Annotated in this window: 11 protein-coding genes; 4 read left to right on the top strand and 7 right to left on the bottom strand. The window is 43.2% G+C overall.

Annotated features, from left to right (window positions below; translation table 11 throughout):
• Positions 1–276 precede the first annotated feature (276 nt).
• Positions 277–1,923, top strand: coding sequence for a GGDEF domain-containing protein (locus BM265_RS08205; protein WP_074961095.1), 1,647 nt, complete (start codon positions 277–279; stop codon positions 1,921–1,923).
• Positions 1,924–2,058: 135 nt separating this feature from the next.
• Here the strand turns inward: BM265_RS08205 and BM265_RS08200 are convergent, their stop codons facing one another.
• The 7 genes from BM265_RS08200 to BM265_RS08170 all read right to left on the bottom strand — a co-directional run bounded on the left by BM265_RS08200 (position 2,059) and on the right by BM265_RS08170 (position 9,648).
• Positions 2,059–2,283 carry a hypothetical protein gene (locus BM265_RS08200; RefSeq protein WP_002851980.1) on the bottom strand — a complete coding sequence of 75 codons (225 nt, stop codon included), beginning with the start codon at positions 2,281–2,283 and terminating at the stop codon, positions 2,059–2,061.
• A gap of 12 nt (positions 2,284–2,295) precedes the next feature.
• Positions 2,296–2,751 carry a hypothetical protein gene (locus tag BM265_RS08195; protein WP_074961094.1) on the bottom strand — a complete coding sequence of 152 codons (456 nt, stop codon included), beginning with the start codon at positions 2,749–2,751 and terminating at the stop codon, positions 2,296–2,298.
• A complete protein-coding gene (locus tag BM265_RS08190; protein ID WP_242940805.1) occupies positions 2,723–5,677 on the bottom strand; it encodes a signal peptidase I in 2,955 nt (984 codons plus the stop codon). Before BM265_RS08190 ends, BM265_RS08195 begins: the two co-directional genes overlap by 29 nt.
• An 81-nt stretch (positions 5,678–5,758) precedes the next feature.
• On the bottom strand, positions 5,759–7,348 hold the full coding sequence (locus tag BM265_RS08185) for a hypothetical protein (protein ID WP_074961092.1): 1,590 nt from the start codon (positions 7,346–7,348) through the stop codon (positions 5,759–5,761).
• A 50-nt stretch (positions 7,349–7,398) separates the two neighbouring features.
• On the bottom strand, positions 7,399–8,088 hold the full coding sequence (locus BM265_RS08180; protein WP_074961091.1) for a signal peptidase I: 690 nt from the start codon (positions 8,086–8,088) through the stop codon (positions 7,399–7,401).
• A gap of 18 nt (positions 8,089–8,106) precedes the next feature.
• Complete coding sequence (locus tag BM265_RS08175; RefSeq protein WP_074961090.1) at positions 8,107–8,838, bottom strand: hypothetical protein; 732 nt, start codon at positions 8,836–8,838, stop codon at positions 8,107–8,109.
• 51 nt (positions 8,839–8,889) lie between these two features.
• On the bottom strand, positions 8,890–9,648 hold the full coding sequence (locus BM265_RS08170) for an EAL domain-containing protein (protein WP_074831177.1): 759 nt from the start codon (positions 9,646–9,648) through the stop codon (positions 8,890–8,892).
• A 506-nt stretch (positions 9,649–10,154) separates the two neighbouring features.
• Here BM265_RS08170 and BM265_RS08165 point away from each other — a divergent pair.
• The 3 genes from BM265_RS08165 to BM265_RS08150 all read left to right on the top strand — a co-directional run bounded on the left by BM265_RS08165 (position 10,155) and on the right by BM265_RS08150 (position 14,125).
• Positions 10,155–11,159: a hypothetical protein gene (locus BM265_RS08165; RefSeq protein WP_074961089.1), complete on the top strand. Its 1,005-nt coding sequence runs from the start codon at positions 10,155–10,157 to the stop codon at positions 11,157–11,159.
• Positions 11,160–11,948: 789 nt separating this feature from the next.
• Positions 11,949–13,133, top strand: coding sequence for a hypothetical protein (locus tag BM265_RS08155; RefSeq protein ID WP_074961087.1), 1,185 nt, complete (start codon positions 11,949–11,951; stop codon positions 13,131–13,133).
• 32 nt (positions 13,134–13,165) lie between these two features.
• Positions 13,166–14,125, top strand: coding sequence for a hypothetical protein (locus BM265_RS08150; protein WP_074961086.1), 960 nt, complete (start codon positions 13,166–13,168; stop codon positions 14,123–14,125).
• Positions 14,126–14,150: the final 25 nt, after the last annotated feature.

Genomic DNA, 14,150 nt, shown 5'->3' with positions numbered 1-14,150 from the left:
GAATTAGTCAATCACCGGGACGAAATTTTAGAATTTTTTGGGCAATATTTTTTTATTTCATACCGGCTTTCCGACAAGAGATCAAAATTGTTAAAAGCACGTATAATCGCAGTTTTTGGCAATTTTTGTGAATTGTCGTCAGACAATGAATTTGTAATTAATCTAATCAATTACAATAAAATTTTCAAAAAAATCTTTAAGAATTTTTGAGGATATGTTATAATACTGGTGTGGATAAAACTAATTTTAAATTCTGTCCGCAAAGGAGAGTACCCTATGAAATTTCTGGAAAAGAGGTATATAGGACTATATCTTTTCAGCATAATGATAATAGTGTTGATACTTGCTTTTTCTATCGATAAAGATGTTCCTGTGGGTAAAGAGTATAATGTAAAAAAAGTTGGCACTGACTGGACTTATGAGCGTGTAAAAAAAGAGGACGAAAATGGCAGGAGCATCCTGCAGCTGACAATGACGCATCCTCTTAGTGATGATATCAAAGGAAAGACGCTGTCATTCAAATCTTATGATTCCTATGTGAACGCTTTCCTAAGCGATAAGCCGAAGGTCCATTCAGGTGAGCTTATCTATCATTTCGGAGAAAAACCAATTTTCGGTGATTCACCGGGAACCTATACCCACTTTATACACCTGCCCGAAGAGGGCGGAAAATACCTGAACATAGTAGTGGATACTGTGTACCCCCATAAGTATATGGAAAGCTATCAGGTATTTTCAGCCGAAGAGAACGAGCTGGTGTATTACTACCTTAAAAAGGAATTCAATCTTTCACTGATGAACATCATCATGATTGTCTTTGGCATACTGCTGATGGTCATACACCTTGTGGGTTCATTTAAAAAGATAAATGCACCTGAGGCTTTCTCGCTGGGTTCGCTGTCACTTTTGTTTGCAGTCTATTCCAACTGTCCGCTGTTTTTCAATCAGTTCTTATGCTGCAACCCGGTGGCACAGTATTACATGATATATTTCTCCCTGTTTATGCTGCCACTGGCTGCAATACAGTATTTTGAGGATATAGTACCTACACTTAATCTGAAATGGTTGTTTTTCGGCTTCGTTGTCATTGAACTTGGCCTGTCAGTTGTCCATTTCACTGAGATTGCTTCCTATACAAGAACAGTCGTGATATTTACCGGCGCACTGGGAGCTTTCGCAATTATCACAACCTTCCTGATGATCCAGCGTTTCAGGCTGATCGATCCTGAATACAGGATAGGTCTGTTGTGCCTGCTTGGCTTTGCTTTTGCAAATGTGGTGTTCTATCTGTTTGTATCAACAGTTGGCGACCAGTCTTTTATCGTAAGAATAGGCTTTATCATCTACCTGGCATTTGAAATAGTAAACGGTCTGCGTAAGATCATGAACGAGGTCAACCGTGAGCGTGAAACTCAGCTACTACATACCCTTGCCTATACCGACCAGCTGACTGGTCTCGGCAACAGATACGCACTTGAAAGAGATGCCGAAGCTATACCGCTGGAGAGTATCAGCGTTATGTCAATGGACTTGAACCTGCTGAAGACCACTAACGACAGCTTTGGTCACTTCGGTGGTGATATGCTTCTGGTCTCAGCAGCTAAGTGTATGCTCTCAGTCTTCGATAAGGTTTACAGAGTCGGCGGCGATGAGTTCATCGCACTGCTGAGTGATAAGTCCGAAGACGAACTTAAAGAGCTCCACGCTACCCTGCACGACATGATGGATAAGATGAACATCGACCGCAGCGAGTATGGCGAGTTCGCCTATGAAGAGGAGTTCCTGCTAAGTATCGCAGTAGGCTATGCATCATTCAACGAAGGCGACGAGAACTTTGAGCGTATACTCTCACGTGCCGATAAAGCTATGTACGATGAGAAAAATCGAATGCACGATAATAAAGTTCCGCTAAGTAACAGATAAAAAGCAAACTTGCATAAACTGTCAACTAAATCGGAATATCAGCTGACCTAAACAATTTATTAGCACAAAAACAGATCGCCCCGAAGCACTTTAAAAATGCTTCGGGGCGATCTTTCTATAAAATTCCAACCATATTTATAGCGAATTCAGCTTTTTTTGCAGCTCTATCATGTGATTTCTGCAAGCGGTTATCTCTCCCGTGTACTTGTTGAACCACTCAACGTCGTTCTCATCAGGCTCTTCCTGCAAAAGCACTGCCTGTACAAGTGCCGACTGCGATCTTGAACGCTTGCGCTCTATCTCTTCAATAGTCTGACGGCATATCTTGATCTCGCGTTTGAGCTTTCTCTTTTCATTCATATTTGACCACTCCTAATAACCTAATTTGTCCACAGAATCGACCACGGCCTGAGCTTCCTCGTAGCCTTTGTCCAGGTCTGCACCTATGTCATCAAAAGCCTGTTTCAGTTCTTCAAGCTTAGTACTCATCTGCTCGGGATACTTTATCAGGCAGGTGTTAACTTCATTGATGACTTTCTGCTCCTCGGCAAAACCTTCGTCGATCAGGAAAGCGTAGGAATTGGCACAGGTGACATAGCTCAATATCCGCTTATAACGGAGCTCTGTGTCGCCCTCGTTCAGGAGATAGGATTCTATCTCCTTGCTTGCATGGCTCAGCTCCACCTTATACTGTTTCCTGTACGTTTCCTGAACACTTTTGGTCTCGTCGATGTATAGTCCTATAAATACTAGAAGAGCTATCAGCGTTATCACCCAGAGAATCAGGATAGTTATGAATCTACGTTTCAGTATCTTCTCTTGGTTCATCAGCTGTCACCTCTTCCTCGGGCTGATAGTTTTCTGCTGCCAGCCTTTGTTTTTCTTTTTCGATAGCTTCTCTGATAAGCTCCTGACGGCGATCCTCAAAGGATACCTTTTCAGCCTCGCTGACTTTCTTGCTGAGTTTAGCCAGGCTCTTCAGTTCATATATGAATACTGCAAATACAGGTATGATGACCAGTATCATCAGCAGTTTCCTCGGGCTTGCGAATGAGTTGACCCATATGAAGAATCTCGCCTTGCCGGTGTATTTTCCGACTATCCTATTGGGCTTTACAGCAACGCTGTCCTCGATGCTGTTGGCATCGCCCTTTGTTACAATGGTACCGTCCTCTTTGATATCGACAATCCTGTGGGTCACAAGCATACCGTAGATATCGCTCTGCTCCGTATAGAAAGATATGATATCACCTTTGTGGAGTGCTCTTGAATCCGTCTTTTCTACTACGATGTAGTCGCCAACGTTTATCGAAGGCTCCATACTTCCCGTGACGACTTTCAGAACGCTCTTTCCGAATACATCTACAGCCTTGTGTCTTGCCGCACATATCATCACATAAGCTGTGAAAATAATAGCAGCAATAAGTATGATGCTTGTGATGATGTTTGCCGCCCTGCGTATTCCGCTTTCGTCCTGCTCGGTATCTGTACCGCCGCTATGTATGCGGTCTATAAGGTCAGCGGACTTGTTTCTGCGTTTGTTTTCGTTGATGTTTCGGTTTATCTCATTGATCTGCCTGCGCATCTTCTCGAAAATGCTTACGTGATACTCCTTGTACAGACGCTTCATCTCATCATCGATAGCCTTCTGCTCTTCCGGAGTACGGTTAGGCGGGTTATATACAGGTTTCGGCTTGCCCTTCATTTCAAGACGCTTGCGCTTCTTGAACTTTCGGTCTGCCAGCATTCTCATGAAGCGGTACTTGAAGGTCTGTGCATACTTCTTGTAGTATACTTCCATCTGGTTGTGCTTTTCCAGCTCTTCCTTCTTCTGACGCTTCTTATCTTCTATCTCAGCCAGTCTGCGCTTGTAATCCGGATTGTCTGTATCCTTCGGTATTATGCCGAACCATATGACCAGCAGATAAGTGATGAATCTCGGTATAACGTATATCGGATTCTTTGAGTATTCCTTGTATATCGTCCAAAACGGCTTGCTCTCGAAGTATTCTCTCTCCGCTTTGAGCCTTTCGGCACGTTCAGCTTCACGCCGTTCTTTTTCTTTTTGCTGCTGTTCCAGCTTGATCCTTGCAGCAACTGCACGGGGGTCTTCAAATTCAGCCGATTTCTCTTCGTCTTCCTGCTCTTCCATAGCAGCTCTGACTTCTTCGACCTCTTCTTCCGTGACTTCCGCGTATGCCAGTTTCTGCAGCTCTTCCTCACTGGGACCGCTGTTTATCTTTTCGCTGTCAAGACCCTCAGCCTCGCCCAGCTCATTCCTCATCTTAGACTTGTTCAGGCTGATTCTCTCACGCTCTGCAGCCGCACGTTCTTCTTCCTCGCGGCGCTGTCGTTCTTCCTCTTCGCGCCTGCGCATATCTTCAAGACGTGCCTGTCTTTCGGCTTCCTCAGCCTGCCTGCGGCGTTCTTCTTCTTCCTGCTCACGCCGCTTCTGCGCCAGCATCTCTTCCAGCCTGCGGTCTTCCTCTTCGCGGCGTTTGCGTATCTTTTCCAGTGCTTCTGCCCTTGCCGCTTCGATGCGCCGCTGTTCTTCCTGTCTTGCTTCTTCTTCAAGACGCTGCTGCTCGGCTTTCTGCCTTTCAGCCTCGCACTGTGCTATAAAGGCGCGCTCGATATCGATAACATTATTTACCTCATCGAACACCAGTCTGATATCCGCAGGAAGTTCCTTTTTTACCTTGAATTCGCCTTCTGATGCCACGAAACCTGCAACACCCTCGGCGTAAACATCGTAATCTCCCGACAGTGAATTGCTGAACCGTTTAACGACCTTAGGCGCAGCCTTTTTCAGCTTCTGGGTCTTCAGCTCAGGGAGCTCTCTGCCCTTTTCGTCTGTATATGATCTGAAAAGCAGAAGATTGAGTATCACCAGCTTGTAGAAATCCTCAATGTAATTGTCCTGAGGCTTCACCGCTGTATCCTCAACGTTTATCTCATAACCGACCTTTTCGTACCCGACTATGTACTGCCAAAGTGTAAGGCAGGCTTTTAGATCCACGTTTTTCATTATTGCGTTTGTACGCATTATAGGCGGTCGCACGAAGGTATTTCCCAGCGCCTGGCAAAGTTCCGAGCCCTTGTAGCCCTCGATTATCTTTTTAAGTTTTTCAACTCTCTGCCAGACCGTGTATCCGCTTTTATTGTAGCTGTCAAGGCTGGAAGTCGTTTCCAGCTTGACCTGTATCTTCATTTTTCCTCCCGCGCCGTCGTCTATGGAGGTATCATATCCCAGTGTGAAGACTTCTTCATCACGGGCGACCTGCGCGAGTTTTTCGTATCTAGTGGTAATGAATATGTAAAGCCTGTCAACAAGCGTGTTCACGAACTTGTTCTCGTATGTCATAAGGCTTTCTTCCTTATGTACATTCAGTACCTTTGAAGGCGTGACCTTGCCTGTCTTTTTGTCGAAGCTCTGTATAAGGTCGGTGTGCTGTGCCAGATGTTTTACCGATTCCACGGTAATTTTCCTTGAAAGGGCTATGGGCACTATCTCCTCAACGTCTTCAATGGTACGCCTTGGGTTTCTCAGCACGTTGTCCAGATGTACCAGCCCGTTCTCGATAGCTTCTACCCAGCTGACATCTATCGCCTTAGCCATGAGCTTTTTGTTCATCGCAAAGGTGTTCCTGCTTGAATGTAACAGGTTGTCCAGCGATCCGAAAAGCTCATCATCATCAAAAAGTCCCGTGGACTCTTTAAAATCCTCATACCACTTGCCGTACAAGCTATCCAATCGCCTCACCTGCCTTTGTATGAATGATAATCAGTGCGGAATCACCCGCAAATCTATGCAAAAAAAGTACGGGAACAGCTGTCAGAACAGCTTCTGCAGTCTTTCCAGATATTCGATGGATTCTTTCATCTTGTTCTTTCCGAAGGACTTGTTCATATAGTTTACCAGCTCTCTCAGCTCATCTCTCAGCATCGCAAGGTTCAGCGATTCAAACTTTCTGAATATCTTGGTTGCCAGAACGTAGTCAACACCTTCAAGTTCCTCACCGCCGCATGCTACGTAAACAGGCACGAACAGACCCATCTGCTTGAGTATACGGTTACCGAAAGCCACACGCAGCTTTTCTATTACCCACAGGTCAAGCTGCTGTATCTTCTTGAGGGTTTCCTGAGATATTGGATATTTGTCGAAAGCTTCCTTGAAAAGCTGATCCAGATGATCGAAGCCAAGGTCGATAGGACCGGTATCGGGAGCGTCGAAAGCGACACCCTTGGCATCCAGGTTTATAGGCTGAGCACGGTCGTATACCTTATCTGATATAGCGTATGTCGAGTCATCGTTGTTCGCTGTACCGATGTACCATACGTTCTGAGGTATTTTCAGCTTGCCGCGGTTAAGGTTCACAGGGTCTGTGCTCCATACGTTTGGAACCAGATCCAGCTCCCATTCGTCGGCATTTGGCATTTCAAGAATAGACAGCATCTCCGCGAAGTAGTACTCGACACGGGCGATGTTCATCTCATCGAGAAGTACCAGGTTTATGTCGTTGTTGTAGCTTGAAGAGTATATCCTTTTAAGAACTTCCGTCTCGTTGAAGTTCTTTGTGAATTCGTTGAAGTATCCGAAAAGCTCGGTTCTGTCACGCCATGAAGGCTGTACCGAAGCGATGGTTGTATCATGCTGTAAGAACTTACCGAAAGAGTAGGGAAGTGATGTTTTACCTGTACCTGAGATACCCTGCAGGATGATAAGCTTCGTAGAAGCCATACCCGCAATGAAAAGACGTATGGTCTTAGGCTCATAGAACAGGTGCATACGCGAGCAGGCAAAGTTCCTGTAGGTATCGCAAAGCTCTTCCAGAGTTATGCTGTTATTGTACTCAGGTGGAGTATATGAGCGGTAGAAGCTGTCCACTTCCATAAGTCGCGAGAATCTTCTGTCCGCCGTCTGGACAATGCCGTCGTCGCCTGTCTCTCCGACCACTGCAGCAGCACCTTCCGTGCCGCCTTCCATTCCAAGAGCAGGCACCATACCCTCTGCACCCGCAAGAGACAGCGCGCCCGTAGTAGGTATGCCCATCTGTGCAACTTTCATCGCCATGATCTCGTCCTTTTCCTTCGTCATCTTCAGTACCTGCCTCTGAAGATCAGCGATCTCCTCGAGCAGATCCTCATTGCTGACGATGGAGTGCCTGAATCTGACATACTTTCTGATCGCCAGAACTATCATCAGACCCAGCAGCACAAACACGCCTGCCACCAGGATTATCGCAAGTATGGATAATATCCAGCCCAATGCACCGAAATCAGTGGAATAGGTCTTGAATATCTGAATGTAATTCTTTATGTTGAATATCTGCTTTATGCCGTTCCAGAGTCCTTTGAAGATCATGGAAAAGCCTTTCAGCATCTCTGTCATAAATACAAAAAACCATTTGAGAAATCCTGTCATAGCCTTCTCCTTATTGATTGATAAGCTCAGCTTTCCCCGCTGTTCCTGTTTTACTTCTCAGCCGCGGCGGACTTATCCTCGCCGTTTACGGACAGCTCAGCTTTTTTCTTGTTTTCTTCTTCCTGCTTCTGTGCCGCAAGGTATTCCTCGATAGCACGCTTCTTGATCTCTTCCTCGTCTTCATCAGTAAGCTCGGGCTTTTTCAGTTCGACGAGTGTAACGATGAACTTGTAAAGCTCTACCAGGAAGAACACTGCCATAGGTATAACGATGCAGATAAAGAAACCTGTCTTCGTCCTCAGAAAGTTCATTACCTTGCCAAAGCCGCCAAGCTTGACATCTGTCCACTTGCCGATCACATCGTTGGCGGAAGCAGGTACTGTATCGTCCTGAGCATTGTTGTCGCCTCGTGTAACGAAGCTTCTGGTATTGTCCAGTTCGTTTATCTCCACGATACGGTGGGTATTCTTTACTCTCTGACCGTCGATTATCGTCCAGAAAGTGATAACGTCACCTTTCTGAAGCGAGTATACGTCATCGACTTCTTTACAGATTATCAGGTCATCTTTCTGGAATGTGGGCTTCATGGAGTCCGATTCAACAGTCATGGGAATATATCCCAGCAGATTTGCCACACCGTTGTTTCTTCCCGATGAGAATACCATTATAGTTACCAGCAGTGCAAGGATAAGTATTATCCACACAAGAACGTTTGCAGTTATCTTAAGAACTTTTTTCATATATCTTTTCTCCTAACATTAAGTAGTTTCAACTATCTTGAAGTCCATGCCAAGCTTGAGTGTGCCGCCGATAAGTTCATCTGTACAGTCAGGGTCGTTGCCCTCCAGCCAGATGACCACAGTATACTTATCTTTAGCCTTAGGCTCAAACTTTTCGCGCTTGTTCTTCATTACCACAGTGGCTGACGTAAATTCGCTGTCACAGTCGCTCTCCTTGCCTGTTCCGTCCGATTTCGTCTTACCGTAGACAGTTTTTTCACCATTGACGTAAACCGCAACTCTTATGGCTTCATCAATATTGTTCGTCACATTTTCTATGGACATCTCGCCCTCATAGCTTATTGTGTCATCACCGCCGTTGATAAGGTAGAATGTGTAAGCTATGTAGCTTTCGCCGTTGTGACTGCCGTTTATCATGTCCAGATTATCCGGCAGGTCATCGCCGCTGATGTTGGTCATGTCGTAGACTATATTCGCATTCAGCACCGAGTTCGTCTTGTCGAATTCGGGAGTCTCGGAAAGTGTCAGACCTTGACGCATCATATCGTATTTATTGATCTTTACCGTAAAGCTTCCGTACTTGTCGTAGAAATACGATATCGCATAAGCGATGGCGATGATAGCTATCAGAAGTATTACCAGAAGCCCCAATACCCTCATTACCACGACGTGCCGTTTTGCTTCCTTGGCAGTACGCCGAAGTGTCAGCACATCTATAACTTTGGTATTATTGTTATTATTGTCTGCCAAATCAGATACCCCATTCCTTTATAAAAACTGTAATATACTATATTAAAAATATCAGTCCTCTTTGCCCCTGCGCCTTATGTACCTTTCAGCCATGTACTTTCCTGCAAGCTCGCCTGCGCAGTAGTGACATTCAAACTCGTAAAGTATTTCAGCTTGATGCACATTTGAGATACCGTCCGCCACAGGCTCGGCACCCAGACCCGTTACAAAGTCGATAAGTGATTTTACCGCACTGTCCGACCTTTCGTCCTTGCCGATATACTGCGTAAGCTCGGGGCTGAGCATCACATAGTCCACCTCGTATTCCGAAAGCTTCATTATGGGACTGCTTATGCTGCCGAAATCCATCAGCATAAAGTGGAATCCTCTGTTGCGCATCTTTTTTATATTGTCCGCCACAACAGATTCCGTCTCCTCAAACAGCTTTTCCGAAAGCGCGAAACACAGCTGTGAGGAATGTACCCCCATCTTTTCGCTTTCTTCCAGTATCCTGTGCTCCGCTTCTATGTCACGCAGGAACTTCGCAGGCATATATACCGATATCCAGTTGAACAGCAGTTCGCGCTCATTAAAGGTAGTCACCGCCTGCATCGCCTGAAACATCTCCAGCTCAAACAGGTTAAGGCACTGCTGGGTTATCTCGGATACGTCCCTGAAATTCTCGGGCATCAGCACCCCGAGCCCCGGCGTGTTCAGCCTTGTCTGGGACTGATAAAAGGCGGTGTTTCCTGCGGAAATATTCCGTATCGGCCTGTAATAAAGCTCGACAGCACGCATACCGCCCACAGTAGTCTGAACATCTGATCTCATTACGCCGCCCTCCTTACGTATTTTTATTCTATTTTATTATACAACATATTGTGAATAATGTCAATCGAAATTGGGTATTTTTTATAGATTTAATTAATTATTATTTAACAGCCGAGTTAATGTTTTATTTAATGAATGCTGACGCAAAATGCAGATCATCTAATTGTTAATAATAATTAAACGGCGTTATATAGTGCTTAACAATTTCTTGCCGATCAGAACACAATGCTTACAAGGTTAAATTTCGGGTTAAAACACTGCACTTTGTAGTTAGATAACATTAATATTAACCTTTAACTAGCAAAATTACACAAAGCAAACTTCTACCTTTGTGCATGTAACTGATTTTGAAAGTTAAAAATATGAATAAAATCCAAAAGTCTTGACGGTGCAAACAAAATCATGTATAATAAGTTCAGGTTAAGAAACAAAAACAATCTGTTTCGTGGAAGTTTCGAGTCATCGGCGAACGTGGCGCCGAAATCTGATATGAAAGGAAAATGCATATGAAAACTAATACAAAGAAAAAGGGCAATCCTGCCAAGAAGTTAATACCCGCTGCCGGCTCGCTGATGGTTTCGGCAGTAATGCTTGCAACATCGACCTACGCTTGGTTTACCATGAATAAGACAGTTACTGTTACTGGTATGGAAGTTAAGACTAAGGTTGGATCGAACCTGCTTATCTCTGAAACACCGAGCGATTCAGAGTTTGCAAAATCCCTTTCGCAAACTAGACAGGCTTTATTGGAGCCTACTTCTACTGTAGATGGCATTCAGTATTTCTATACTGTTAATGCAGGTTCTAATGGTGATGCTTTGGCAGAAAATTATACACCTTATAGCGAGGGAACATCTCAGTCTGATACAGCAGCAAACAAAACTGCATATGACGGTGGCTTCAACACGGCTTATGGCGCAACTCCAAGCACAACAGCATATGATACGGCATATGGTTATATTGATTATGCTTTTTATCTGAAAGCTACCAATACTAATGGTTCAAATACTGGAACTGTTGTAATGTCAAAGTGTAATCTTTTGTATGATGCGAATGGTGAAGGAACATCGTGGACAGCTCCGACCGACAAAGCATGGAGAGTTGCAATGTTTGTTCAGGAGTTAGGTTCAAGTGTTAGTGCAGGAACAGCTCCTGCAGTTGATACTTCTGGTTCAACTCCGTCATATAGTGGAGCGCTTAAGAAGACCATTCTTAGAATAAGTGGTGCAGGAAATCAGAGTGGAACAAATGCGGTTAATTCAACAACTACATTAACTGCTGCTACCTATGACACAGCTGCAACCGTAGATTCTACAATTGCCAACAATGCAACAGAATACTATTATGTTGTAATTAGATTGTGGCTTGAAGGTGAAGATACTACTTGTACATCTCAGACATATGCTGCACTGACCAATAAGTATAAGCTTGATCTTCAGTTTGATCTTAATGGCGGCGATGGTACACCAGCTGCGACAGCTGCAACGAATATTACTACTGCTACTTCATAATCAAACCTAAGAAATTAACAACTAACCAACCACATTCCCCAACCCCATAAAAATAGAAAAAATAACCCCTTAAATAAATTAAACCCCTCTCTAAACTCCTTTCCCCCCACCCCACCCAGGTGGGGGATACTTTTTGTCTGCGCCTTTGCAATACCCGCTGTTACAAGGGTTCGGCACCGGCACAGCACAAAATGGGAGTTTTTTATTTTTGCGGCAAGGGTCACGCTCAGCGTTCTGCCTCCGCCGTGCCCTATCCACCCGCCCAATTTCTCCGCTGACGAGATAATCGCCGCGCATAACACTATCATCAACAGCAAGTTCTCGCGAAGAACAGCACAGTTTTGATTCAGCAACTTTACTATCGAAAAAATATTAATTGAATGTTAAGTTAAAAATACTACCTCGCACAGTTTTCTTGCTTTTTGTGACTTTATTAACAATTGATTTTACTCATAGTAATGGCCAAATACAGTAAATTTCACGCGGCTGATATCACCAGATAATGCGCAGTATTAATGCATCTTGCTGCTCTTTGTCTGCAAGAGATCCTCGAAGATCTTTTTGATTAAATATTTATTTATCTTTCTAATTTATTAACGGAAATCGAGCCTAAAACAATTGACATTAACTGGGCGGTGTGATATAATATAATCGAGAAGATATATGAACTTTTATTTTATATACTATTACTAAAGTACATATGTTCCGCGATCTATCTGAAAAACACATTTGTACAATGCCTTGAAATCTGCGTAAAATAAGCAAATAAACAGCATGGAGGTGAAGCAGATGGAAAACAACAGTTTTGATGTAAAGAAAATGTTGAGTGCGAGTGCAGATGAGTCTGCTTCACTTATCGCTGTTGATATTGTCGCCGCCGAAAAAAAGCGGCAGTCAAAAAAGACAAAGCTGATTAAACTAGGCACAGCATTGTTTTTTAGTGCGATGGTTTTAATATTTATGACTATAGCGTGGTTCAGCATGAATAGGGAAACGAGTACATCGGGGATGGGGGTAAAGACTGCCGGGATGCCGTTTGAACTCGCAGTAACAGGGGATAATGTTGGTCCCAAGAGCTACGTTCAGTCCGGAACAGGAGAGACTGCAACATATGATTCCGGAACAGAAATAAACAACATGGCTGGTGCGGTGAATGTCGAAGATGGAACGCTTGGAACATATACCTATATCACTGATATCAACAGTGGAACTACTTCATCAGGCAGTTTTTATTCAACTGGCGGAAGTAAGGAAGCTATAAAGTGGAGGTTGAGTTCTCCAGAAGAGTCTAATGGATTAGGTCCGAATTCTTCGGGAAAGCTTACTTTTTATATCGTTCCTAAACAGACAGGGACCTTAAAGGTTAAGATTAAACTCGAGTTGGAAGGATATTCCGCAAGTGTTTCTCGAAATGAGAATAATACTTTTAGAGCATCTAACTTAAGCAAAATATCATCAGGGGATTCGCACTACCAATCCGTTGAATACCTAAATAACCATATTTTGTTCTTTAAGGATTGGACCGGAGATCATGAAGGAGCATTAGCTCCGTATTACTACAGATCTCTTATTGAAAATGGTGAATATGAAATTGAAATCGAGAATTGCGTTATAGATAGACTTGTGCCGGTTACAATCTACTGGATTTGGCCTAATACATATGCTCAGTTGACTTGTATTGCTGCAAGTAATAATGTGGCAAATTCATCATCTGGGGCTACAACGGAAGATGCTTCAACAGTAGCTTCGCTTAGGAATTATATTATTAACAATAGAGCGGACATTCTCAAGTCTGACACAGATTTAATTAATCTGATGGCTGATTCCGATGTTGTGGAAGAAGAAACAGTATATTCATTTAATGCTTCTTCTGCAGCGACAAATTTGGAAGACTTAAGTATGGCATATAACTTGGCTGACCAGGATATTGGAACTGATATACAGTATTTTCTTCTGACCTTGACAGCTGAGTAGTGAATTGGTAATTATGGAAGGAGGTGACGGCAGTGAATAAGAATATAGATGACAAAGAGAAAAAACTAAACTTCAAACTGTCATTTGGTGGATTTCTTAAATCTTTTAATAAAAGTAAAAAGATTCAGATTATCATTGCTGTCTTGCTTACCATATGCTTAATAACTGCTTATCCAACATATAGTTGGTTTCGCATGCAAAGGCAATTGCAAAGATATGAGAAGATAAGTTCTCCTAATTCATTGTTTATTACAGCTGGTCATAAGGAAAATCCTATATATTTTGATATAGGTGGCATAGATGTAATGGGAACATGGAAAGGAGCTAATGGTTCCGAAATACAAGCAACCTATCAAGATTATGTATTTTGTGTGGCCGGGGCTTACGTTACATCATATACATTGCAATTAGCGCATACAGAGAATAATCCATTTACTTACACAATATACGAGGCAACAGTGTCGGATACGACTCCTGGAGGTATACTGGGGCGTGATTACATTACATATACTGTGACTGAGGACTATCCTGCTGATGAAATAAGGGATATTACAGATAATCCTGTGTTTGAAGGCTTAGAGGCTGGTGACATTCTTTACTATAGCATAAGAAAAGATAATAACAATGTTCCTATGTGTTTGAATGCGGCGGATGCAACGACAAATCCAATCACAAAGTCTTCTTACACAATTACGAGTCAAGAAGATACAGTTACTGTTAAGTATAATGGCCATTATCTCAATATGCAGACAACGGGTGAAAATGCGGGGCTTGCGAATAATACATTTCATTCTGATACATATGAGTATAATTATGTTGAAAGACATTCTGAACCATTGTATTGGCAGGCGAATAAAATATCCGGTGGTTATGCAAGTTCCAGATCACCTTTTTATCATCAATATATTCTGAGGGTGTCATGGGATCCATCAACGGCAACTACGACATATAAAGATACTGATATTATATACATAATGGCTGAACCGGATTAAGAGATAATGAGATTTTTATGGAAGG

It is taken from the genome of Hominimerdicola alba (assembly GCF_900112155.1).
GTDB lineage: Bacteria > Bacillota > Clostridia > Oscillospirales > Ruminococcaceae > Hominimerdicola > Hominimerdicola alba_D.
The sequence above is the reverse complement of the archived record's forward strand: the minus strand, read 5'-3'. Positions and strand labels throughout refer to the sequence as shown.

Bases quoted from the DNA above. Each gene is read 5' to 3' on its own strand.
- BM265_RS08165 (WP_074961089.1), top strand. From the start codon at position 10,155: ATGAAAACTAATACAAAGAAAAAGGGCAATCCTGCCAAGAAGTTAATA.
- BM265_RS08200 (WP_002851980.1), bottom strand. From the start codon at position 2,283: ATGAATGAAAAGAGAAAGCTCAAACGCGAGATCAAGATATGCCGTCAG.
- BM265_RS08185 (WP_074961092.1), bottom strand. From the start codon at position 7,348: ATGACAGGATTTCTCAAATGGTTTTTTGTATTTATGACAGAGATGCTG.
- BM265_RS08195 (WP_074961094.1), bottom strand. From the start codon at position 2,751: ATGAACCAAGAGAAGATACTGAAACGTAGATTCATAACTATCCTGATT.
- BM265_RS08155 (WP_074961087.1), top strand. From the start codon at position 11,949: ATGGAAAACAACAGTTTTGATGTAAAGAAAATGTTGAGTGCGAGTGCA.
- BM265_RS08205 (WP_074961095.1), top strand. From the start codon at position 277: ATGAAATTTCTGGAAAAGAGGTATATAGGACTATATCTTTTCAGCATA.
- BM265_RS08180 (WP_074961091.1), bottom strand. From the start codon at position 8,088: ATGAAAAAAGTTCTTAAGATAACTGCAAACGTTCTTGTGTGGATAATA.
- BM265_RS08170 (WP_074831177.1), bottom strand. From the start codon at position 9,648: ATGAGATCAGATGTTCAGACTACTGTGGGCGGTATGCGTGCTGTCGAG.